We start from the raw sequence: 22,223 nt of genomic DNA, 5'->3' as shown, positions 1-22,223 counted from the left end.
TAGACATCAGCATAGACATCACCTCCGGAAAGCGCAAGGGCCGCGGGCATGCCGACCAGTGGAATCAGCACGTTGCAGATTTATTCCCCGCCATGCTTGTATCCGGCATGGATAATGCTTACATTGTACCAAAATCCCGCATCAGCGCGGTGGAATACAAGGATGCATGTTCATGACAACACCCCTTTCTCGTCGCCAATTTCTGGGGGGCCTGGGGCTCCTGGGCGTGGCCGGGGCCACGGCTGCCTTGCCTGCTGCACCGGCCCGGGCCGCCTCGCCGCACTCCGGGGAGCTGGCCACCTTGCTGGATCTGTCCAAATGCGTGGGCTGCGGCGCCTGTGCCCAGGCCTGCAAGGATGCCAACGCCGCCAGATTTCCCGAGCCCAAGAAGCCGTTCCCGCCCATGCTGCCCAAGCGTGTGAAGGTCGAGGACTGGTCTGACAAGCGCGAGGTGGACGACCGCCTCACCCCGTACACCTGGCTGTACATCGATCACTTCGAGGGGCAGCGCGACGGCCAGCCCTTCGAGCTGCACATGCCGCGGCGCTGCATGCACTGCCAGAATCCGCCCTGCGCCAATCTCTGCCCCTGGGGCTCCTGCAGCAAGGACGACCGCGGCGTGGTGGAAATCGATCCAGTCACCTGCCTGGGCGGGGCCAAGTGCCGGGATGTCTGCCCCTGGTCCATCCCACAACGGCAAACCGGCGTGGGCCTGTACCTGGATTTGTTGCCTCGCTTTGCCGGCAACGGCGTCATGTACAAGTGCGACCGCTGTGCCGCCCGGCTGGATGCAGGGCAGCTGCCGGCCTGCATCGAGGCCTGTCCCTTCGAGGTCCAGCAGATCGGCCCGCGCGAGGAGATCGTGGCCAAGGCCAAGGCCCTGGCGGCGGAAATGCACGGCTTTGTGTACGGCCTTGACGAGAACGGCGGCACCAACACCATCTACGTCTCTCCCGTACCCTTCGAGACGCTGGAGGCTTCCCGGGCCAAGGGGCCGGGGCGGCCGCATCTGGCGGCGGTGGAGGACCCGTTTGAGAATCAGACCCTGCTGGCAGCGGCCCTGGTGGCGGCGCCCCTGGCCGGTCTGGCCGGGGCGGCCCTGCGGACGGTCAGCCGGATGAAGCGGGGGGCGGACCATGAATAAGCCTCGTCCATGGATCGAACGTCGGCTCTTTGCCCTGGCGGTGCTGGCCCTGGCCATTTCCGGCCTGGGGCAGATGCCCATCTTCAAGCGCTATTACATTGCGGACATCCCCGGCCTGGCCTGGACGGCGGATTTTTACGTCACGCACATCATCCACTACCTTGCCGCGGCGGTGTTCCTGGCCCTGGTGGCCCTGCGCGCCGGCGAGGCCCTGGCGTCCCGTCGCCTCGGCCGCATCAGCCATCTCCGCATGACGCGGCTGCACTGGGCTCAGCTTGCAGCCATTGCCGGGCTCGTGCTCACGGGCTTCATCCGTGTCTGGAAGAACCTGCCCACGGGCGGCGTATCCAAGGGCACGGGCATGGCGGTGGATATCGGGCATCTGGTCCTGGCCATGGCCTGGGGCGGGCTGGCTTTGGCAAGCTGGATCATCCGGCGGCGCAGCGCGGGCCGCCTTGCACCATAGCCTGAGGAAGGGAGGAGATCCATGCGAATTCGCAGCACATCCATTCACTGGCGGGCCGGACCGGCCCTGGCCCTGTTGGGGGCCGTAATGCTGCTGACCGCCATCGCGGCCGTCAGTCTGGCGTCCCAGCCGGCGCCGCAGCCCCTGGCCCATGCCCCCAAGGAAACGCGGTGGATTACGGCGGATCATTCCAAGTTCCCGGCCTTGCAAGGGAACTTCACGTCCGGACCAGAGGTGACCAAGGCCTGCCTTTCCTGCCACACCGAGGCGGCCAGCCAGATCCACAAGACCATCCACTGGACCTGGAAGTGCCCGCATGACGAGACGGGCACCATGGGCAAGTATGGAAAAACGCTGAACAACTTCTGCGTGGCCGTGCCCTCGAACGAGCCGCGCTGCACCTCCTGCCACATCGGCTACGGCTTCAAGGACAAGACGTTCGACTTCTCCGACGCCAACAAGATTGACTGTCTGGTCTGCCATGACCGCACCGGCACCTATAAGAAGTTCCCCACCATGGCCGGCAATCCCGTCTCCGAGCCCACGGTCTTTCCCGAGGACAACACCACCTATCTGCCGCCGGACTGGAACAAGGTGGCCCAGGGCGTGGGCCGGCCGGACCGCACCAACTGCGGCAACTGTCACTTTTATGGTGGCGGTGGCGACGCCGTGAAGCATGGGGATCTGGATTCCTCCATGGTCAATCCGCCGCGCACCCTGGATGTGCACATGGCCAAGGACGGCGCCAACTTCACCTGCGCGCGCTGCCATACCACCGAGGCGCACCGCATCGCCGGCCGCTGCTACAAGACACCAGCCGCCACCCATCGCAAGAGTCTGGTGGAGGACGATACCGTCTCGCGCATTACCTGCGAATCCTGCCACACCAGCACCCCGCACAAGCCGGGTGTGAAGGCCAATGACCACACCGACAAGGTGGCCTGCCAGACGTGCCACATCCCCGCCTTTGCCCGGGAACTGGCCACCAAGATGAGCTGGGACTGGTCCACCGCCGGCAAGATGAAGGACGGCAAGCCGTTCAAGACCAAGAATGAATTCGGAGTCTCGTCTTACGACTCCAAGAAGGGCGACTTCGACTGGCAGAAAAATGTGGTGCCGGTTTACGCATGGTTCAACGGGACCATGGAATACCTGACCATCGACGACACCATCAATCCCGACACCCGCGTGGCCATCAATTCGCCCGTGGGGGCTCGGGAAGACGTCAATTCCCGCATCTACCCGTTCAAGATGCACACCGGCAAGCAGCCCTATGACACCAAGTTGAAGCGCTTCGTCATTCCGCATCTCTTCGGCAAGGACGACGCCGCATACTGGAAGAGCTACGACTGGGCCAAGGCCATTGCCGCGGGCATGGACTACATCAAGCAGGAATATTCCGGCGAGTACGGCTTTGTGGAGACGAGCTACGTGTTCCAGACCACGCACATGGTGGCGCCCAAGGAACAGAGCCTGGCCTGCGAATCCTGCCACACACGCGAGAACAGCCGCCTGCAGCAGTTGGCCGGGTTCTACATGCCCGGGCGCGACAGCGTCTCCGTCATCGACCAGCTCGGCTGGGGTCTGGTGATTCTGTCCCTGGCCGGCGTGTTCATGCACGGTCTGGCCCGTGTCATCGCATCCAAGAAAAGGAGCTGACCATGAGCGCCACGCGATTCTACTGCTATACGCGGTTCGAGCGCATCAACCACTGGCTGCAGGCAGCCCTGGTCATCACGCTGCTGCTCACAGGCTTCGAGCTGCACGGCACCTATGCGCTTTTTGGCTACAAGCTGGCGCATGAACTGCATATCTGGTGCGGACTGGGCTGGTTTGTGCTCTTCTGCTTCGGCATCTTCTGGCTGGCCACCACCGGGGAATGGAAGCAATACACCCCCACAGCCAAAAAGCTCATGGCCGTGATGCGGCATTACATGTGGGGCATCTTCAAGGGCGAGCCGCATCCCGTGCGCAAGCAGCCGGACGTCAAGCACAATCCCCTGCAGCGGCTCACGTATCTGGGCATTGTGTCGGCACTGTTGCCGTTCCAGATGCTCACCGGCTTCCTCTATTACTTCTACAACGACTGGGACGCCCTGGGCATCGTCATGCAGCTGGGCACGGCCGCAGCCCTGCACACCGTGGGCGCGTTCCTGGTGCTGCAGTTCCTCGTCGTGCATGTGTACATGACCACCACCGGGCATAGCGTCTTCGCGCATGTGAAGGCCATGTGCACCGGCTGGGAGGAAGGCGAAAAAGAGCACTGTTAGCGCAGGGTGATTTTGAAAAGGGACTTTGCGAGAGGGGAAACCTTTTGAAACAGGTTCTCCCCTCTCGTGCGTTTCCTTCCAGGATTGTAATAGTATCCTGGAATCAAAAGAAAAAGTCTTTGGAAAGGGGGTTCGGGGGAAGAACCTTTCTTCAGAAAGGTGTTCCCCCGACAACTCTTTTCAACGGTACATTGTTCTACTCGAACGCCACCACGCGGCGGGCGCGGTCCAGGGCCTCGCCGAAGTTGTCGAAGATGTTCTCTTCGCCGATGGCCTTGAGGGTGCCCATTTTCTTGAGGTTGGCCAGGGCCCGGGGCCGCACGCCGGCCAGGATGAGCCGGGTGCCGTCCTTCTGGCAACGCTTGGCGAACACTTCCAGGGCGTTGTCGGCCGTGGCATCGATGGCCGGCACCCTGCCCATGCGCAGGACGATGACCTTGGGCTTGGTGTCCAGGGTATGCAGCACGCTTTTGAAGCGGTCCGCCACGCCAAAGAAGAAGGGACCGTCGATCTCGTACACCATAAGATTATGGGGCAGCTCCAGGAATTCCGAGCGCGGCAGGTCGGGCTTCCAGGTGCAGCAGTTGTGTCCCCAGTCCTCGATTTCCGTGGTTTCGCTCATGCGCCGCATGAACAGCAGCGCCGCCAGCACCACGCCCACGTTCACGGCCACGGTCAGGTCGATGAGCACGGTGAGCAGCAGGGTCAGCAGCATCACCAGCATGTCAGACTTGGGGGCCCGCAGCAGGCGCAGCACCTTGTGGTATTCGCTCATGTCCCAGGCAACCACCACCAGCACTGCCGCCAGGGATGCCAGGGGGATGAAGGACGCCACCGGCGCCAGAAAGAGGATGAACGCCGCCAGCACCACGGCATGCAGCATCCCGGCCACGGGGGAAAACGCCCCGGCGCGGATGTTGGTCACCGTGCGGGCGATTGCCCCGGTGGCCGGAAGCCCGCCGAACAGGGGGGAGGCGATGTTGGCCACGCCCTGGGCCATGAGTTCGGTGTTGGACTGGTGACGGTCCCCGGTCATGCCATCAGCCACCACGCAGGAGAGCAACGACTCAATGCCCCCCAGCAGGGCCACGGTGAGGGCATCCGGGATCAGTTCGCGGACGCGCTCCAGGGTGACCATGGGAAAGGTCAGGCTGGGCAGGGCGTCCGGCACGCCGCCAAAGCGGCTGCCGATGGTCTCCACCGGCAGGCTGAACACATACGCCACCAGGGTTGCCAGAAACACGCTCACCACCGGCGCCGGCACGCGCGGGATGAAGCGCCGGATAAGGAGGATGGTGATCAGCCCCACGCCGGAAACAGTGAGGGTGGCGGGATTGATGCCCTGCACATGCCCGAAGTATTCTGCCCATTTGTCCAGGAAATCCGGCGGCACGGTCTCCATGGGCAGGCCGAGGAAATCCTTCATCTGCGAGGAAAAGATCAGCACGGCGATGCCGGCGGTAAAGCCCGTGGTGACTGGATAGGGAATGTATTTGATGAGCGATCCCATGCGGAACGCCCCGAACAGCAGCATCAACACCCCGGCCATCAGCGTGCACAGCACCAACCCGTCGTAGCCGTGACGGTCGATGATGGAATACACGATGACCACAAAGGCCCCCGTGGGGCCGCCGATCTGGTACCGGCTGCCGCCCAGGGCGGAAATGAGAAAACCGGCCACGATGGCTGTGAACAGCCCCCGCTCCGGCGTGGTCCCCGAGGCAATGGCGAAGGCCATGGCCAGGGGCAGGGCCACCACCCCCACGGTGAGGCCGGCGAACACGTCCTGCACGGCGTGCTTCGCTGAATATCCTTGCCTGAATACGTCTACAATTTTTGGGAGAAAGGGTTCGCGTTTCCCACTTGTGGCATCGTCCGCCATGATGTGTGCTCTCTGTTAACGTGACAAAAAACGTTCCGAAGTTACGCCTGCCTTGGGGTGAAGACAAGGGGCGCACCTTGGGAAACAGAGATTTATTTGTCGGAAATACGGAGCAGGCGGCGGCAATCAGGGATCAGCGCTGGCCGGCGGGCACGTCTGCCAGGGAGCCGCCCTGAGACGCACTCTCCAGGCGGAACATGGTGTGGCCCAGCCAGCTTTGCCGGTCCTCGGTGCCATTGGTGTAGCGTTCAACATGGTAGATGGACTGCACATCCAGATCCACGCCGAAGAGCACCACGCTGTCTGGCAATTTCTTGGTGATGGTGTAGCGGCCCTGGCTGGGGTTGGCCTCGATGAGCTTGAGGATGTCCCGGGCCTGTTCCTTGGCCGGCCAGTGGCCGCCGGGGACAGTCTGCAGGCCGGCGGCGGGCGGCGGGTCCGCGGCGCTGGTGCGCCCGGGCGTGGGCGGGGGCGGTGCATCGCCTTCGAGCAGTTTGGTGAGGGAGCGGGTTATGGCGTGCAGGGAAAGCTCGGGCGCGTGCATCACAAAAAAGAAGGCCCCCACGGCGCTGATGGTGAGCATGATCAATAGCGTAAGCGCAACTCGACGCGTCGGGGCGGTGCTGCGGACGACATGGCGGCCCTTCGCCGGGATGGAGCGTTGCGGCGAGCCCGTGCCCAGGCGCAGGGGGTCGCGGTTGACAGGCGGACTGGCAGGCCGGTCCTTGCCCGGGCTGGCGACGGGATCGTGCGCAGGCCGGGGGAGAGGCGGGGGCGGTTCGCCGGGCGGCGCGGCAAAAGGGCCGGGGTAGTCTTGCGTTCCGGGCTGCCCGCCTGGGGCCTGCGGGATGGGAGGGGCCTGCGGGATGGAGGGCATGGCCAATGGCGCGTCCAGCATGGGGTCAGAGATTGCCTCCGGCAGCGAATCCGACATGGAATTCGGCATCTCCCCGAGTGGGAAGGTCCGGGCGTCTTCGTGCTGATGATGTGCTGGTGCGGCCCAGCCCGTGGCTTCTGGCGGCAGCGGATAGCCTTGGCCGGCAGGGCCGCCTTCCTGGCTCAGCGCCTTGTGGATGCGTAGTTCCAGGATCTGACAATGGGCGGGATCCGCCGGGGCGCGACGGTTGGCCCAGCGGTCTTCCCCCGGATGATAATGGAAGAAGCCTTCCGCACACAGCACGCTGGCCCAGGGGATGGAGCGGTCCCGCGGGAAAAAGATGTCCGCGCTGTCCGGGCCGCTTTGGTGGACCAGGGCGGGCAAGGGCAGGGAGACGATGCGCCGGCAGATGGGGTAGCCCAGGCGCAGGGGTTCCAGCCGTTCCACGATGCGCCGGTCGCGCTCCTTGAACCCGTCCGGCAGCAGGTCTGGCTGGACGCGGAACACGTGCAGCAGATGCGGGCACAGCCGGCGGACGTCGTGGGGCTTGAAGGCAGCCCGGGTGACGAGCCATTCTTCGCAGGTGCAGGTCCAGGCCTGGGGATCCACTTCATACACGGCATTGTCGCCGGTGAAGCTGTCCACAAGAAAGGAGTCTGACGAAAACGGCGCGTCGTCTGCAGGGGGCACGGGCTGGTCCTTGGTCGGCGGTGACGCGTGGGGCGCGTGGGCACAGTGTAAGGAACCGCGCGCCCGAAGGCAAGGACCACCGGGCCTTGGATCAGGGGGCCCAGGGCGTGGCGTGCACGGCGAGACCGTCGATCCAGACCAGACCCGGGCCGGTGACCACCAGATTCAGCAGAATGCGGTCGGGATTCTCCCCGGCATTGAGATAGAACGGAATGGTCTGGCTCGTCCAGCCGGTGGTGCCGGAAAGGGGCATGTTCAGCCCCCGGGAAAAGAATTCTCCCTTGCCCGGAAACCGGCACAGCATTTCCAGATAGGCCTGCCCCTTGAGGTCCTGCGTGCGCAGCCGGGCCGAGAAGGTGACCATGGCGGCTTCCACGTCCGGATCGTCAAGGGTGGCCAGGTGCAGCGTGGTGGGGGCCACGGCCTGCAGCCGGAGGCCGCCATCGTCCGCGGCAACGGCGTGGGCGGCGGCAATGTCTCCGGGGGCGGCGAGATCCTTGGCAAACAGGGCCTGGGCCTGCGGCGGTGTCTGGGCATGGGCCGGGCCGGGGAGGGCTGCCAGGCACAGTCCCAGGCACAGCCCCAGGCACATCGCGGCAAGGGGCCGCCGTACGGCGAGTGCAGCGCGGGGGGAAGGGGTGGCGTGCGTCATTGGATGGCTCCCAGTGTGGGGGGTGGTCCGCCAGTCGAGGATTGCGGGAGGATCACCTGCGGGTCGATGGCCTGGGCTTTCTTGAATTCCTGCTCGGCCTGGCCGGCATTGCCCAGGCGAAGATAGATGTCGCCCCGGGCGGCGTAGGCCTGGGCGTCCTGCGTATTGATGGCGAGGGCCTTGTTGATGTCCTGCAGGGCGCTTTGCAGGTCGCCTTGCTGCAGGAACAGCTGGGAACGGTTGAAATAGGTATGGGGATAGCTGGGGTCCAGGCTCTCGGCCTTGTCGTAGTCGGCCTTGGCCCGGATGAGGTCGCCCTTTTTCAGCCAGGCGTTGCCGCGGTTGGAATAGGCCGTGGCGTCGGGCTGCAGGTCGATGGACTTGGTGTAGTCCTGGATGGCTTTGTCCAAATCTCCCTTTATTTTCAAAGCAATACCACGATGCAGATAGGCGTCGGCATCCTTGGCGTCCAGGAGGATGGCCTTGCCGAAATCGGAGATGGCCTTGTCCAGATCGTCCTTTTCCAGCCACAGGGAGCCGCGGTCGAAGTACAGATCCTGGGCGTTGTTCAGGTCGGCCTGGGCCTCGGCATTACGGCCCATCTTCAGGTAGATGTTGGCGCGATTGTGGAAGACATCCGGATCCGAGGGCAGGATGGCGGCGGCGGCGGTGAAGTCCTTGAGAGATTCCTCCATCATGCCGCGGTCGAACCAAGCCAGGGCGCGGGCCTTGAGGGCCATGCCCTGGTCGTACCGGGAAAGGCCACCGGACTGGAGGGCCTCCGTAAAGTACCGCACGGCCACTTCATGCGCGCCACGGCGGGCGGATTCGATGCCGGTCATCACCTTTTCCTCGGCGGTCTGGGCACGGGTGGCGCTGGAGAGCAGGGGGTCCTTGGTGCTCAGGGACGAGGGCCCGGCAGCCTGCGCACGGGCCGCACCAGGGGCGCAGGCAAGGAGCATGGCGGCGAACAGCAGGATGGAGCAGTGGCATTTTGAACAACACGGGACGCGGGCAGGCATGGGGTTCCTCCGGAAAAAACGCGATCAATCCCGGCGAAGGAGATTGATCGCTGGACGCTGAGAGCTCAAGCACTGTATCAAATGGATCTGGCAGAAGGCAATCTGTCCAAGGAGAAAATGCATGCGTTACAGCTTGTTCATGATATTGGCCCTCTGCCTGCTCGCGGCGTGCCCCGGCTGCAAGTCCGGCAAGGCGCGCACCGGGCGGGGCGCGGCCGCCCCTGCGCAATCGCAGGCCCAGGTCACCCAGCTTTCTGATGACGTCTCCCTGCCGGCGCGGCCCGTGCTCTTCGAGCCGCCGCCGAAGCTGGCCCGGGAGCGCGCGGCGCTGATTTTTCTGCACGATGCCGGCTCCTCGCCCCAGCAGGCCGCCCGGAGCCTGGGCCTGGAGGCTGCCGCCCGGGATGCCGGCGTGCTGCTGGCGATTCCCCAGGGCAGCGGGCCGGCCGGGGCCCTGGCCTGGAACGCCGGGAGCTGCTGCGGCGAGGCCCAGGCCACACAGACGCCGGATGCAGCCTGGCTGGTGAGCCTCATCAGGGTGTTGCCGGGAAAATTCGGGGTGGATCCGGCCCGCATCTACCTGGCCGGCAAGGGGGCCGGCGGCATGATGGCCTACCGCATGGCCTGCGAACACGCGGACCTGCTGGCCGGCGTGGCCGTGGTGGGGGCGTCGCTGGATGCGCCGGGCTGCGTCCCGGCCAAGGCGTTGCCGGTGCTGCATGTGCACGGCATGGAGGATCGTCGTCATCCATACTTCGGCGGGCAGGCCCCGGAACCCCTGGGCGAAGGCCTGCGGACCATGAACTCCGCCATCCGCAGCGCCATGTTCTGGGCGCGCAGCAACCGCTGTGCAACCCAGTACACCCGCTTCACCCAGGGCGACGCCATCTGGGAACGCTTCGAGCACTGCGCCGCCGGGGCCGATGTGACGCTGCTTTCCCTTTCCGCCACCGCAGGCCGGGGCGGGGACCCGTATGCCGGATATCCTGTAGGCTTCAAGATTCTTGAGTATTTCGGGCTGACGAAAAAATGGGACACCGGCAAGAAGAATTCCATTGACGCCATGCCAGGCATGAGGTAATACGCCTGTTTCCCATGCCGGAGGAAATCATGTTCGCAATTATTGAATGCAGTGGCAAGCAGTACAAGGTGCAGGAAGGCACCCTTGTTGATGTGGATCTTTTGGCGGCCGAACCCGGCCAGGAAGTGAAGCTGGACAAGGTGCTCATGTTGTCCGGGGATGAGACCAAAGTTGGCGATCCCTATGTGGACGGCGTGACCGTCTCCTGCGAAGTGGTGGAGCACTACCGCGACAAGAAAGTCGTGGTCTTCAAGAAGTGGCGTCGCAACGATTCCCGCAAGAAGCAAGGGCATCGCCAGAGCTACACCACCCTCAGGGTCACGTCCATCGCCTAAGGAGAAGCACCCATGGCACATAAAAAAGCAGGCGGCAGTTCCAGAAACGGCCGCGACTCACAGGGTCAACGGCGCGGCGTCAAGCGCTTCGGCGGCCAGGTGGTGCGGGCGGGCAACATCCTCGTCCGCCAGGTTGGCTCCACATTCCATGCCGGCAAGAATGTCGGTGTGGGCAGCGACTACACGCTCTTCGCCCTTGCCGACGGCGTGGTGAAGTTCGAAAAGTACCTGCGCAACCGCAAGGTCAAAACGCGCGTGCACGTGCTGCCGGCGGAAGCCCCTGCTGCTGCAGAGGCCTAGGCCTGCGCGTTTCCATGCTTTTGGAAGAGGGTGAAGGGCGCCTTGCGTCTTTCGCCCTCTTTGTCATCGTGTTTTTCTGGCGCGTGCCCGAGGCCTCTCCATGAAGTTCGTTGACGAAGCTGTCATCACCGTGCGCTCCGGCAACGGTGGGCGCGGGAGCGTCTCCTTTCGCCGCGAGAAGTTCATCCCCCGCGGCGGCCCCGATGGCGGCGACGGCGGCCACGGTGGCGATATCTGGTTCGAAGCTACCGCAGATTTGCTGACCCTGTACGACTTCCGTCTCAAGCGTCGCTACGGCGCCGAGAACGGCCAGTACGGCATGGGCCAGCAGCGCTATGGCCGTGCGGGCCGGGATCTCATCATCAAGGTGCCCGTGGGCACCCTCATTTATGAGCTGCCCCTGCCAAAGGCCGAGGTGGAAGACACGCCCAAGGCCCCTTCCGAGGACGGCTTCCTGGCGCCGCCCCAGCTCAACTGGCGCGCCAACGAGCCCCTGGACATCGAGGAAATGCTCGCCCTGGACGGCTACACCGGCGACGAGCCCGATGACGACGACAGCGAAGACATCGGCAGCGATCCTGTCCCCATGGATGACGAGGGCTGCATCGCCAGTTGCGAGGACGATTGCGACGACGATGCCGCAGGCGAGGACGACGCCATCAACGCCAACCCCGAGGGCGTCCGTGGTGTGCTGGTGGCCGATCTGGACACTCCCGGCAAGCGCTGGCTGGCAGTCAAGGGCGGCCGTGGCGGCAAGGGCAACGTCCATTTCAAGTCCTCCACCATGCGCGCACCTCGTTTTGCCCAGCCCGGCGAATCCGGCCAGGAGCGCAAGCTGCGGCTGGAGCTGAAAATTTTGGCCGATGTGGGGCTGGTGGGCCTGCCCAATGCCGGCAAGTCCACGTTCATTGCCGCCGTATCCCAGGCGCGTCCCAAGATCGCCAACTATCCCTTTACCACCCTCACGCCCAACCTGGGCGTGGTGATGGAAGGTCCTGGCGCAGACCTGGGCGAGCGCTTCGTCATGGCCGACATCCCCGGCCTCATCGAAGGCGCGCACCTTGGCCAGGGCCTGGGCGTGCGCTTCCTCAAGCATGTGGAACGCACGCGCTGCCTGGTGCATATCCTCTCCGCCGAGGACGTGGACCAGCGCGTCTATGACCCGGCCGAGGACGAGGAGCAGGAGCAGATTGATCCCTGGTCCGGCTTCCGGCTGGTGGATGAGGAGATGGCTGCCTTTGATCCCGCCTTGCTGGAAAAACCGCAGCTGCGCGTCCTCAATAAAATCGACCTGCTGACGCCCGAACAGATCCAGACCCTCAAGGCCCGGGCCCAGGCGGACGGCATGCGCGTCTATTTCATCTCCGCCCTGGAAAAACGCGGGGTGGAGCAACTGCTGGCGGCCATCTGGGACATGCTCGCCCACGTCAAGGGCGACTGCCAGACCAGTCAGGCCAGTCAGGACGGTCAGGCACGCCGGCCGTAAGCAGGGATCACGCCATGACAACGACGCAGGATGATGCCCAACTGGCGGTGCGTCGCCAGTGGCTGGCCAAGGCGCGACGGGTGGTGGTCAAGGTGGGCAGCGCAGTGCTCACCGGCAAGACGGGCATTGACGATGCCGTCATCGAGCAGCTGGCCGACCAGATTTCCCAGCTCATGGCCCGCGGGCTGCAGGTGGCGCTGGTCTCCTCCGGGGCAGTGGCCGCAGGGCGCGGCGTGATCTGCACCTCGGAAAAGTGCCGCGTCATCAAGGGCATGCCGGATCGTCAGGCCGCGTCTGCCGTGGGGCAAAGCCGGCTCATGCACGCCTACGATCAGGCCTTCGCCCGGCGCGGCATCGTCACCGCGCAACTGCTCCTCACCCGGGACGACCTGCGCAGCCCCCGCCGCTTTCTCAATGCCCGCAACACCTTCGGCGTGCTCTTCAACTGGGGCGCCGTGCCCGTGGTGAACGAGAACGACACCGTGGTGGTGGAAGAGCTGGAATTCGGCGACAACGACACCCTGGCCGCCCTGCTGCTCAATGTGGTGGAAGGCGACCTGCTGGTGAACCTCACCTCCGCCGATGGCGTGTACACCGCCAACCCTGCCGACGATCCCGACGCCCGCCGGCTGGATCACATCGACGACATCGATGCCCTGAATCTTGAAGCCATGTGCTCCGGCAAGACCGCCGTGGGCACCGGCGGCATGTATTCCAAGCTGCGCGCGGCCCGGCGCGCGGCCCAGCTGGGCGCGCCCACGCTCATCGTCTCCGGCCGCATCTCCGGCGCGCTGGTGCGGGCCATGGATGGCGAGGCCCTGGGCACCTTCATCGTACCCCACGACAAAAGCATTCCCCAGCGCAAGTATCGCCTGGCCTACAATGCCGTGCCCGTGGGCACCCTGACGGTGGACAACGGTGCGGCCAATGCCCTGACCACCAATGGCAAGAGTCTCTTGCCCATTGGCATTCGCGGGGTGGAAGGCAGCTTCGGCCGCGGGGCGCTGGTGCGCATCTGCGGTCTGGACGGCCGCTGCCTGGGCGTGGGACTGGTGAACTACCGGGCCCAGGATCTGCGCAAGATCATGGGCAAAAAGCTGGCAGACATCGAAGCCGTGCTCGGCCCCGGCCTGTACGAAGAGGCGGTCCATCGCAACAACATGTTGCTGGACGCAGCCCTGTGAAGCAGGTAGTGGAGGGCCGTCCCGGCCTTGCAATCGCACGAACCCCCCTGAATATTCCATGGCTAGCAGCTCTTCGCATCTGATGAAGCATCTTGGTACGGCCTTCCGTTTCGCCCTGGTGGGCGGCTGTCTTGTGTACGCCTTTTGGGGCCTGGAGTGGGACAAGTTCTGGCTGGCGGTGCAGCAGTTCGGCTGGCTTGGCTTGCTGGTCACGGGGGTGTTGTCCGTGGCGCAGTACCTGCCCGTGGCCCTGCGCATCAGCTACCTGACGCATTGGCAGGCCTCGCTGCTGGTGTCCCTCAAGGCCAGCGTGTTTTGCCTGGGGGTGAACAACATCCTGCCGGCCAAACTGGGCGAGGTGGCCAAGGCCTACTACCTGCGCAAGAAGACCGGCCTCACCCTGGGCAAGGGCCTGGGGATGATCTTCTGGGAACGGTTCTTCGACCTCAACATCCTGCTGCTCATGGGACTGGTGGCGGCGGTGCTGCTGGGCAAGAACATCGTGGTGGCGCCGTTGGGCATGGTGGTGGGCGGCATCTGGGCCACGGTGATCCTCTTCCGCTGGAAGCCAGGCCTGTCTGCCCTGGTGGCCAAGATGCTGCCCGGGGAAAAGGTCAAGCACCTGTTCCACGATGTGATGCATCAGTTGCAGTGTCGCGTGAGCCCTCAGTTTTTTGCCGCCCTGACCGGCTACAGCCTGATCGTGTGGGCCGGCTTTGCCGTGGTGTATTTTTCCGCCATCTGGCTCATGGGTGAGCTGGATCTGACCTTCGCGCAGACCCTCACCGTCTTCGTGGTGGCGTCCATCGGCTTTGCCGCGCCGTCCTCGCCGGGCGGGGTCGGGGTGTTCGAGGGGGCGTTCGTCTTCGCCATGTCCCTGTTCAAGGTGGAGCGGGAAACCGCCCTGGCCATCGCCCTGGTGCTGCGATTCATGTTCTTCGTGCCCACGGTGCTGGCGGCGTTGTACGTCATGGCCCAGTCCGGCATGAGCCTCAAGGGCATCCGCGAGGTGCAGGTGGAGCCGGAGAACATCGAAAAGGAGTGCGTGTTCGATGAATCAGACACCGCAGCCGTCCCAGCCCCCCAGGGGAGCGCACCCCGCTAGCCGGCCCTGTCTGTTGACCATCGCCGGGTCCGATTCCGGCGGCGGCGCGGGCATTCAGGCTGATCTCAAGACCTTTTCCGTCCTGGGCGGCTTTGGCGCCACAGTCATCACCGCCCTGACGGCCCAGAACGGCCTGGGGGTGACGGGCATTCATGCCCCGCCGCCCGAATTCGTCGCCGCCCAGCTGGACGCCGTGCTGACCGGGTTCCCCATCGCCGCCGCCAAGACGGGCATGCTCTTTTCCGCAGCCATCATCGAGGCAGTGGCCGATCGTCTGGCCGGCACCGCCTTCCCCCTGGTGGTGGATCCCGTGTGCATGAGCCAGAGCGGACATGCCCTGCTGCAGGATGACGCCGTGGAGGCCCTGACGGCGCGCGTGCTGCCTCTGGCCGCCCTGGTGACGCCCAATCGCCCTGAAGCCGAACGGCTCACGGGCATGGCCATCGCCTCCCCGGCCGACGTGGCCGAGGCCATCCGCCGGCTGCTGGCCCTGGGCGCGGGCGCGGTGCTGCTCAAGGGTGGACACTTCGACAAGACCGCCGACGTGGGCGGCCGGCTTACGGACTGGCTGGGCCTGCCCGGCCAGGCTCCTGTGGCCCTGCCCATGCCCCGCGTGGAGACCGAGCACACCCATGGCACCGGCTGCACGCTCTCCGCCGCCATTACCGCCGGGCTGGGCCAGGGGTTGGGGCTGGAAGACGCCGTGGTCTGCGCGCAACGCTACCTGCATCGTTGCCTGGAGACGGCCTTTGCGCCGGGGCTGGGTGTCGGCCCGCCGGATCATATGGCCCCCTGCGTCTGCGCCGGGGAGTAGAGAAAATTATCCGCGAAAAGGTCGGTGCGAGAGGGATACCTCTCCAAAGACTTCTTTCGATGCCGGGCGGTGAACTGATGCGGGTTCAGCGCCCGGTATTTTTTTGCTGACGCCCCGGCGTTGCCTCGACGCCGCAATAGCCCGAGCAACAATACACTGGCGCAGAACAGATAAACCCCCGAAGGGGCAAGCCCTTCGGGGGTCATCACAAGCAGCCAAGCTGCTTGGTACGTTCTGGCGGAGCCGACGAGACTTGAACTCGCGCCCTCCGACGTGACAGGCCGGCGTTATAACCAACTTAACTACGGCTCCGCGTTGTCACACTTGGTAGGCGGAACAGGGCTCGAACCTGTGACCCTCGGCTTGTAAGGCCGATGCTCTTCCAGCTGAGCTATCCGCCCACGCGCACATCGTTCTGTCGGAGTGAATCGATGCGCCCCGTGTGGAGAAATGTGTCTACGCACGATGGCCTCACTCGTCAACAACTTTTTTTCAAACCGCCCAATTTTTTTTCAGCCCGCCACAAAAATCTTCCCAGTCGCGCAACCCCTGGGCTACACTGCCAGACACAGTGTGTTCCATGCCCACCCCTCGCGCCGCCGGCACCTCCCCTGCCGCAGCAACCGCCAGCCCGGAAGGAGCCCCCGCATGGCCAGATTCGGCACCATTCTCTGCCCCGTCGATTTCTCCCCGGCCACGCCGCGCGTGGTGGCCTACGCCAAGGACCTGGCCACGGCCCTGCAGGCCCGGCTGGTGCTGCTGCATGTGTCCCGCCCCATGCTTCGGTTCACGGCGGTGGAGGTGGGCATGGAGAATATCGCCCGCTTTGCCAATGCCGTGCATGAGGGCGCCGTGAAGAACATGCACGCCCTGAAGGCGGAGCTGCTGCCCGAGACGGACGCGATCCTGCGGGTCGAGACGGGGTATCCGGCGGAAGTCATTCTGGCTGTGGCCAAGGAAGCCAAGGTCGATCTCATCGTCATGGGCACCCATGGCTATGCCGGCCTCAAGCGCATGGTCTTCGGCTCGGTGGCGGAGAAGATCGCCAAGAATTCTCCCGTCCCCGTGCTCACCGTGCGTCCCTACGACGAAACCGCCCAGCATCCGTGAGGAAGTAACATGCCGTTTGCCGTTGCCATTCGTGTTGTCCTGCTGTGTGCCCTGTGCCTGGGGCTGTATGGCCCTGTTGCGGCCGAGGCTGCAGCGCCTCCGGCCGTTGAGGGCAAGACGGCCGAGGGACAGGCCCTGCCGGCCATCACCCTCGCCGGCCCCCTTACCGCCAGGGACGCCGCGATCCTGGGCCTGCCCGAGGGCAAGCCCTTTGCCCTGACGGACATCCGTACCCCGTTCCTGCTGCTGCAACTCTATTCGATGTATTGCCCGCATTGCCAGCGTGAGGCCCCGCACATCAAGGCCATGTACGAATTGATGGTCCGGCGCGGGCTGGACAAGCAGATCACCCTGCTGGGGCTGGGCGTGGGCAATTCGGCCTTTGAGGTCGGCGTGTTCAGGGAGCAGTACGCCATCCCCTTCCCCCTGGTCCCGGACAAGGAATTCTCCATTTGCGAGGCCACCGGCCGGGTTGGCACTCCTCATTATCTGCTGGCCCAGCGCGAAGGCGACGCATGGAAGGTGTTGTTTCTGCACGAAGGCGCATTTGAAGATCCTCAGGCGTTCCTGACCCTGTTGCTCAAGAAAACCGGCGTGGCTGCCGCCAAATAAGGAGTCGCCCATGCGCGTCTGCCTGTTCCTGACACTCTGCATCATGTTGACGGCTGCACCCCTGCAGGCGGAGACGGACGCCTCCCTGTTGTTTGAGACCGGCACGCTCGCCCCGGTGGACAGTCAGACGCATCTCAAACCGGGCGACGAGGCCCCGGATTTTACCCTGCCGGCCATCTCCGGCGAGACGGTGACGCTTTCCCAGTACCGCGGCCGCAAGAACGTCATGCTCTCCTTCGTGCCGGCAGCCTGGACCCCGGTGTGTTCCGATCAGTGGCCCGGCTACTGCATGACGGAGAACATCTTCGCCGCCCACAACACCATCCTGCTGGGCATCACCGTGGACAACGTGCCCACCCTGCATGCCTGGACACGCCAAATGCCCAACCTGTGGTTCCCGGTGCTGTCGGACTTCTGGCCCCACGGCGAGGTGGCCAGGAAGTACGGGGTGTTGCGCAGCAACGGCACCAGCGAACGCGCCATTTTCCTTATCGACACCAAGGGCATCATCCGCTACATCGACGTGCACGACATCAACTTGCGGCCAGATCTGCAGGATCTGGTGAATGCCATGGAATCGTTAAAGGAATGAATTGCCCATGAGTGATTTGCTGCAGCAGGCCGTAGCCGGCGTGACCGTGCCGGACCCGTCCCTGCGTCCCTTGGCCCAGGCCCGATTGGACAGCCTCACCAAGCCGCAGGGAAGCCTGGGTCGGCTGGAAGAAATGGCCGCCTTGCTCTTCCGGCTGCAAGGCGGCGTGCTGCCTGTGCAGGTGGACCCGGTGCGGTGCCTCGTCATGGCGGGGGATCACGGTGTCGCCGGGCCGGACGGGCCGGGCGTGTCCCTTTTTCCCCAGGCTGTCACCCGGCAGATGGTGCAGAATTTCGTCAATGGCGGCGCGGGCGTGAATGTTCTGTGCCGTTCGGCGGGTGTCGCGCTGCAGGTGGTGGACATTGGATGCGCCGGCGGCGAATTCCCGCCGCATCCCACCCTCGTTCAGCGCAAGGTGGCCCCGGGCACCGCAAATTTCCTGGATGGTCCGGCCATGACCCGCGCCCAGTGCCAGCGCGCCCTGGAAGTTGGGATCGAACTGGCGCAGGAGGCCGCCGCCGCAGGCGTGCGCACCCTGTGCCTGGGGGAAATGGGCATCGGCAACACCACTGCCGCCTCGGCCCTGTTCGCCGCGTTCCTGGGGCTGGACCCGGCTGGCGTGGTCGGGCCGGGCACCGGTCTGAGCGCCTATGGCATCGAAAAGAAAATCGATGTGGTGCGCCAGGCCCTGGCCTGCCATGCGGACGTGTTGCGTGCCGGGGAGCCCCTGGGGATTCTTGCGGCGCTGGGCGGGCTGGAGATTGCCGGCATGGCCGGGCTGGTGCTTGGCGGCGCGGCCAGCGGCATGCTGGTGGTGGTGGACGGCTTCATCGCCACGGCGGCGTATGTGGCGGCTCAGGCCTTTCAGCCCCTGGTGCGGGAATACGCCATCTTTGCCCATGCCTCGGCAGAGCCGGGGCACCAGGCCATCATGCAATGCATTGGCGGCGCGCCGCTGCTGCACCTGGGCATGCGCCTGGGCGAAGGCACGGGGGCTGTGCTGTGCTGCCAGGTGCTGCGGGCCGCCGCGGCCGTCATCAATGAGATGGCCACCTTCGAAAGCGCAGGGGTCAGCGGCGCGTCGGGGTAGGGCGGTTTCGCCACCGGGCTCCATTGAAAAAGATTCGAGCGAGAGGGGAGGCCTTGTTAAAAAGGTGCTCCCCTCTCTTGCGCTTCTCGTCCAACATCCCGAGAGGTGGTGTTACAATTCGCTGGACACGAAGGCCGTGTGCAGCAGCCTGGCAAATCGTGAGTCGTAGCGGTCGCCATCATCCAACAGGGCCTTGGCAGCATCCTTGGGTGGCATGGCTGTGGCGTAGGGCCTGTCGGTGATCATGGCGCAAAAACTGTCCGCCACCGCCATGAGCTTGCCGAAGTTGCTGATGTCGCCCTCGGAAATCCGCCGGGGATAGCCGGAGCCGTCCAGCCGTTCGTGGTGCTCAACAATGGCCTGTTTCATTTCATCGTAGGCCAGTCCCAGCTTTTCCGCGAGCTTGAGGCCCGCCCCGGGGTGGGTGTTTATTTTGCCGCGTTCTTCCTGGGTGAGGGGCAGGGCTTTGGTGGTGATGAAGGACGGAATCTTGCACATGCCCATGTCGTGCAGGAAGGCGGCCATGGCGCTGCGATCGAGCTCGCGGCGCTTGACGTCGCCCTTGCGCCACATGAGGAGCAGCCACAACCCCGCCACCCCGCAGTTCACGGAATGCGTCACCAGGGAGTGCTTGGTCTGCAGCCGGCGCATGAGGGCGCGGATGCGGTGCACGTCCTGGGCAAGATACTCCGTGAGCACCATGATATCGCGATACAACGCGTCGAACACCATTTGCACGGGCTGGTCGAAAAACGCCTCCAGCCGCATGTTGAAGGCCTTGATGAAGATGTCTGCAATCTCGGCCTCGCGCAGGTTGGCGTCCACCAGAACCAGATCAAGCTGCTTGCAGATGTGCGTGGAGTAGATGGGGTGGTCGGACCGGGCCACAAACAGCACGCCTTGCTCGCACAGTGCCGCCAACTCTTCCACCTGCTGGTTGCTCAAGCGCTGCCCCTTGCGGGAGAAGGGCTCCAGGGTGGCAATGCTCTCTCGGAATCTGAAAAAGTCGAGGGGCGGCCTGTACTTTGGAAAGCTGACCAATATCTCTTGGCTGATCTGGTAGTACTCTTCAGTGACGTTGTCCGGAATGGGGCTTTTCACTGCAGCCATGCACGTTCGCTCCCGTAAGGGGACACTCCCCCCCCACTGTTGCAGTGTTGAGGCGGTATGCACCGCCGTGACAAAACACCTGTCGTCCTGGCCCAGGGGCGTTCTTTCGGCGTGCAACGGCAACGCCGCAACTGCACCTGCTGTCCAGCAAGATGGTATCGTTCAACTCTGGCATGAATGCCCAGACTGTGCAAGCCTCCAATGCAACAGTTCAAGGGGGTTGGAGATTTTTCCAGAATCCGATTTACTTTTTGTTAAAGTTCTTATAGAGATGGTCTAGAGGAATAGCTGCAGTGCTCCTTGACAGTTCCTAGAATTCCGGCGATGAGGTGGGAAATTGTGGTAAAAAGTGGTAAGTCCCGGTTCGCCAGCCCGGTTTTTGGTGGCGGCCCGCGGGGGGGAGGCCATGCAGTCCCAGCTCCTGTTCCGCGGGCGTTTGAAGCGCAGTCTCGATCCCAAGCATCGGCTTATGCTGCCGAGCGCGTTTCGAGAGGTGCTGGCCTCGCGGCCCGGACGGGGCGGCGACGGCAATACGTTCATGCTCACATGCTACGACGGGTGTCTGGCCGGATTTCCCATGGCTGACTGGCAGGTGTTTGAGGCCTCCCTGGCCTCCGTGCAGAACGCCTCCCGGAAGCTGCGGGATTTTCGCCGGTTGATCATTGGCAGCGCCGAAGAACTGACACTGGATGCGCAGGGCAGGGTGCGGCTTTCTGATGCGCACATGGTCTATGCCGGGATTCACAAGGACGTGGAGCTGGTGGGGCAGTTGGAAAAGTTTGAAATCTGGAGTCCGGAACTGTTGGCGCGGACACTGGAACAGGATTTCAGCGATGTGGCCGCCGAATTGGTGGACCGCGGGGTAGATTTGCCACTGTAGGGCAGGGCGATGACGGACAACGCGACCATGCAGACAGATTCAGGGCAGATCGTCGACGAGCAGGGGGGAATGGCAGTGCAGTCGCCGCCTCGGCACGTTTCCGTGCTGGTGCAGGAGGTGCTGGAGCTGCTGGATCCCAAGCCGGGCGGCCGATACCTGGATGGCACCGTGGGGCTGGGCGGACACGCCTGGGCCGTGCTGGATGCCGTGCGGAAACAGGGCGGCCGGGCCGAGCTGCTGGGCCTGGATCGTGATCCGCAGGCCCTGGCCCTGGCCCGGGAGCGGCTGGCCGAGTTCGGCGATGCCGTGCGGCTGGTGCATTCACCCTTCAGCGAATTTGAAGACGCCCTGGACGCGGCAGGCTGGACCGAACTGGACGGCGCGCTGCTGGATGTGGGCGTTTCTTCCCTGCAGTTGGACAACCCCGCCCGCGGCTTCAGTTTTCTGCATGATGGCCCCCTGGACATGCGCATGAACCAGCACGCGGACGACCCCTCGGCCCTGGAGCTGGTGAATCACGCCAGTGCGGAGGTCCTCAAGGAGATCATCCGGGATCTGGGGGAAGAGCCCCTGGCCGGCAAGATCGCCCGGGCCATTGCGAGCCGTCGTGTCAGGGCGCCCTTTGAAACCACGGCAGATCTGGCCGAGGCGGTGTCGTTGGCCTACCCGCCGCAGCGCCGGCGCATGGCGCGCAACCATCCCGCCACCCGCACCTTTCAGGGGCTGCGCATGGCGGTGAATCGCGAACTGGAAGAGCTGAGCGCCTTTCTGCAGCGCATCGTACCCCGCCTGAAGGTGGGCGGGCACGTGGCGGTGATCAGTTTTCATTCCCTGGAAGACCGTCTGGTGAAGCTGGCTTTCCGGGAGCAGGCCGCCGGTTGCGATTGCGGCCGCACCCCGCCCTGGTGCCGGTGCGGCAAGACGCCGGCCGTGAAAGTGCTGACCAAAAAGCCGATCATCCCCGGCGAGGTCGAACAGGCAGCCAACAGCCGGGCCAGAAGCGCCAAGCTGCGGGCTGCCGAACGGTTGTCCCGATCCGAAGGCGGACAATCCGCCTGAACCCGCCGTTCGGCAAAGGTCCAGGGAGTGCATGCCATGCGTCATACGAATCAGGGACATTCCGGCGCCATCTCGGGGCTGCTTTCCCGCTTTGTCATGCGGGGGATTTTTTTGGGCGGCACCACCCTGGTGCTTGCCGTGATGCATGTATGGCTGAACATTGAACGGGTGGATCTGGCGTACCGGTACCGGGCCATCGAAGAAGAGATTCAGAACAAGGCCGCCCTGGTGAGCAAGCTGCAGTTGGAACGGGAGAACCTCATTTCTCCGTATCGACTCAAGGAAATGGCCGGTTCGTTGGGATTGCAGCCGGCCCAGCCCGGGCAGATTCGCAATCTGGGGCTCATGGCTGGCGAAACGGGCGCAACAACGGCGCCTTAAGACAGGAAGCAGAGCAGATGGCAGGCGTGGCGCGCAACAGACATGTGGCAAACAAGCGGCGGTCCGCATCCCGGGTTGGGA

At 64.4% G+C, this 22,223-nt stretch carries 23 protein-coding genes and 2 tRNA genes; 18 read left to right on the top strand and 7 right to left on the bottom strand.

Annotation, left to right across the window (positions count from 1 at the left end; translation table 11 throughout):
* The first annotated feature begins 172 nt into the window (after nucleotides 1–172).
* From DGI_RS01785 to DGI_RS01770, 4 genes are read left to right on the top strand one after another with little or no spacing between them, the layout of a single operon-like run.
* Nucleotides 173–1,144: a 4Fe-4S dicluster domain-containing protein gene (locus DGI_RS01785; protein ID WP_021758922.1), complete on the top strand. Its 972-nt coding sequence runs from the start codon at nucleotides 173–175 to the stop codon at nucleotides 1,142–1,144.
* Complete coding sequence (locus DGI_RS01780; protein ID WP_021758920.1) at nucleotides 1,137–1,610, top strand: hypothetical protein; 474 nt, start codon at nucleotides 1,137–1,139, stop codon at nucleotides 1,608–1,610. Before DGI_RS01785 ends, DGI_RS01780 begins: the two co-directional genes overlap by 8 nt.
* Before the next feature lie 21 nt (nucleotides 1,611–1,631).
* On the top strand, nucleotides 1,632–3,269 hold the full coding sequence (locus DGI_RS01775) for a tetrathionate reductase family octaheme c-type cytochrome (protein WP_021758918.1): 1,638 nt from the start codon (nucleotides 1,632–1,634) through the stop codon (nucleotides 3,267–3,269).
* Nucleotides 3,270–3,271: 2 nt separating this feature from the next.
* On the top strand, nucleotides 3,272–3,880 hold the full coding sequence (locus tag DGI_RS01770) for a cytochrome b/b6 domain-containing protein (RefSeq protein ID WP_021758916.1): 609 nt from the start codon (nucleotides 3,272–3,274) through the stop codon (nucleotides 3,878–3,880).
* Nucleotides 3,881–4,076: 196 nt separating this feature from the next.
* Here the strand turns inward: DGI_RS01770 and DGI_RS01765 are convergent, their stop codons facing one another.
* The 4 genes from DGI_RS01765 to DGI_RS01750 all read right to left on the bottom strand — a co-directional run bounded on the left by DGI_RS01765 (nucleotide 4,077) and on the right by DGI_RS01750 (nucleotide 9,003).
* Nucleotides 4,077–5,762 carry a SulP family inorganic anion transporter gene (locus tag DGI_RS01765; protein ID WP_021758914.1) on the bottom strand — a complete coding sequence of 562 codons (1,686 nt, stop codon included), beginning with the start codon at nucleotides 5,760–5,762 and terminating at the stop codon, nucleotides 4,077–4,079.
* Between the two features lie 133 nt (nucleotides 5,763–5,895).
* The gene (locus DGI_RS01760) at nucleotides 5,896–7,329 is read right to left on the bottom strand and encodes a hypothetical protein (protein WP_021758912.1); all 1,434 of its coding nucleotides are present in this window, start codon (nucleotides 7,327–7,329) and stop codon (nucleotides 5,896–5,898) included.
* A 91-nt stretch (nucleotides 7,330–7,420) separates the two neighbouring features.
* Nucleotides 7,421–7,981, bottom strand: a complete 561-nt coding sequence (locus DGI_RS01755; RefSeq protein WP_021758911.1) for a hypothetical protein — start codon at nucleotides 7,979–7,981, stop codon at nucleotides 7,421–7,423.
* Entirely contained in the window at nucleotides 7,978–9,003 is a 1,026-nt protein-coding gene (locus tag DGI_RS01750) for a tetratricopeptide repeat protein (protein WP_021758910.1), read from the bottom strand. Before DGI_RS01750 ends, DGI_RS01755 begins: the two co-directional genes overlap by 4 nt.
* Nucleotides 9,004–9,124: 121 nt before the next feature.
* On the opposite strand from DGI_RS01750, the gene DGI_RS16750 reads away from it, so the two are divergent.
* The 7 genes from DGI_RS16750 (at nucleotide 9,125) to thiD (ending at nucleotide 15,308) form a co-directional block, all read left to right on the top strand.
* Entirely contained in the window at nucleotides 9,125–10,084 is a 960-nt protein-coding gene (locus tag DGI_RS16750; protein WP_021758909.1) for an alpha/beta hydrolase family esterase, read from the top strand.
* Between the two features lie 29 nt (nucleotides 10,085–10,113).
* A complete protein-coding gene (gene rplU / locus DGI_RS01740) occupies nucleotides 10,114–10,419 on the top strand; it encodes a 50S ribosomal protein L21 (protein WP_021758908.1) in 306 nt (101 codons plus the stop codon).
* A gap of 12 nt (nucleotides 10,420–10,431) precedes the next feature.
* Nucleotides 10,432–10,719, top strand: coding sequence for a 50S ribosomal protein L27 (rpmA, locus tag DGI_RS01735; RefSeq protein ID WP_021758907.1), 288 nt, complete (start codon nucleotides 10,432–10,434; stop codon nucleotides 10,717–10,719).
* A 100-nt stretch (nucleotides 10,720–10,819) separates the two neighbouring features.
* The gene (locus DGI_RS01730) at nucleotides 10,820–12,205 is read left to right on the top strand and encodes an Obg family GTPase (RefSeq protein WP_021758906.1); all 1,386 of its coding nucleotides are present in this window, start codon (nucleotides 10,820–10,822) and stop codon (nucleotides 12,203–12,205) included.
* Between the two features lie 14 nt (nucleotides 12,206–12,219).
* The gene (gene proB / locus DGI_RS01725; RefSeq protein ID WP_027193011.1) at nucleotides 12,220–13,389 is read left to right on the top strand and encodes a glutamate 5-kinase; all 1,170 of its coding nucleotides are present in this window, start codon (nucleotides 12,220–12,222) and stop codon (nucleotides 13,387–13,389) included.
* A 58-nt stretch (nucleotides 13,390–13,447) separates the two neighbouring features.
* Nucleotides 13,448–14,494 carry a lysylphosphatidylglycerol synthase transmembrane domain-containing protein gene (locus tag DGI_RS01720; protein WP_021758904.1) on the top strand — a complete coding sequence of 349 codons (1,047 nt, stop codon included), beginning with the start codon at nucleotides 13,448–13,450 and terminating at the stop codon, nucleotides 14,492–14,494.
* Nucleotides 14,442–15,308, top strand: a complete 867-nt coding sequence (thiD, locus tag DGI_RS01715; protein ID WP_051286411.1) for a bifunctional hydroxymethylpyrimidine kinase/phosphomethylpyrimidine kinase — start codon at nucleotides 14,442–14,444, stop codon at nucleotides 15,306–15,308. The genes DGI_RS01720 and thiD overlap by 53 nt, the downstream gene beginning before the upstream one ends.
* Before the next feature lie 235 nt (nucleotides 15,309–15,543).
* Here the strand turns inward: thiD and DGI_RS01710 are convergent.
* Together DGI_RS01710 and DGI_RS01705 are read right to left on the bottom strand one after the other, a co-directional pair.
* Nucleotides 15,544–15,620: transfer RNA gene (locus tag DGI_RS01710), tRNA-Asp, on the bottom strand.
* 13 nt (nucleotides 15,621–15,633) lie between these two features.
* Nucleotides 15,634–15,709 (bottom strand) — tRNA-Val (locus tag DGI_RS01705).
* A gap of 247 nt (nucleotides 15,710–15,956) precedes the next feature.
* On the opposite strand from DGI_RS01705, the gene DGI_RS01700 reads away from it, so the two are divergent.
* From DGI_RS01700 to cobT, 4 genes are read left to right on the top strand one after another with little or no spacing between them, the layout of a single operon-like run.
* Complete coding sequence (locus DGI_RS01700) at nucleotides 15,957–16,418, top strand: universal stress protein (protein WP_021758901.1); 462 nt, start codon at nucleotides 15,957–15,959, stop codon at nucleotides 16,416–16,418.
* Nucleotides 16,419–16,427: 9 nt separating this feature from the next.
* Nucleotides 16,428–17,030, top strand: a complete 603-nt coding sequence (locus tag DGI_RS01695; protein ID WP_021758900.1) for a peroxiredoxin family protein — start codon at nucleotides 16,428–16,430, stop codon at nucleotides 17,028–17,030.
* A 10-nt stretch (nucleotides 17,031–17,040) separates the two neighbouring features.
* Entirely contained in the window at nucleotides 17,041–17,622 is a 582-nt protein-coding gene (locus DGI_RS01690) for a peroxiredoxin (protein ID WP_021758899.1), read from the top strand.
* A gap of 7 nt (nucleotides 17,623–17,629) precedes the next feature.
* Nucleotides 17,630–18,712 carry a nicotinate-nucleotide--dimethylbenzimidazole phosphoribosyltransferase gene (cobT, locus tag DGI_RS01685; RefSeq protein ID WP_021758898.1) on the top strand — a complete coding sequence of 361 codons (1,083 nt, stop codon included), beginning with the start codon at nucleotides 17,630–17,632 and terminating at the stop codon, nucleotides 18,710–18,712.
* Nucleotides 18,713–18,823: 111 nt separating this feature from the next.
* Here the strand turns inward: cobT and DGI_RS01680 are convergent, their stop codons facing one another.
* Nucleotides 18,824–19,822, bottom strand: coding sequence for an HD-GYP domain-containing protein (locus DGI_RS01680; RefSeq protein ID WP_021758897.1), 999 nt, complete (start codon nucleotides 19,820–19,822; stop codon nucleotides 18,824–18,826).
* 406 nt (nucleotides 19,823–20,228) lie between these two features.
* Here DGI_RS01680 and DGI_RS01675 point away from each other — a divergent pair, with 406 nt between their 5' ends.
* From DGI_RS01675 to DGI_RS01665, 3 genes are all read left to right on the top strand, one after another.
* Complete coding sequence (locus DGI_RS01675; RefSeq protein ID WP_021758896.1) at nucleotides 20,229–20,702, top strand: division/cell wall cluster transcriptional repressor MraZ; 474 nt, start codon at nucleotides 20,229–20,231, stop codon at nucleotides 20,700–20,702.
* Nucleotides 20,703–20,771: 69 nt separating this feature from the next.
* Complete coding sequence (gene rsmH / locus DGI_RS01670; RefSeq protein ID WP_027193008.1) at nucleotides 20,772–21,761, top strand: 16S rRNA (cytosine(1402)-N(4))-methyltransferase RsmH; 990 nt, start codon at nucleotides 20,772–20,774, stop codon at nucleotides 21,759–21,761.
* 36 nt (nucleotides 21,762–21,797) lie between these two features.
* On the top strand, nucleotides 21,798–22,142 hold the full coding sequence (locus tag DGI_RS01665) for a hypothetical protein (RefSeq protein WP_235619924.1): 345 nt from the start codon (nucleotides 21,798–21,800) through the stop codon (nucleotides 22,140–22,142).
* Nucleotides 22,143–22,223: the final 81 nt, after the last annotated feature.

The sequence above is a fragment of the Megalodesulfovibrio gigas DSM 1382 = ATCC 19364 genome, from assembly GCF_000468495.1.
Lineage (GTDB): Bacteria > Desulfobacterota > Desulfovibrionia > Desulfovibrionales > Desulfovibrionaceae > Megalodesulfovibrio > Megalodesulfovibrio gigas.
This window is presented reverse-complemented; position numbering and strand designations above follow the sequence as displayed.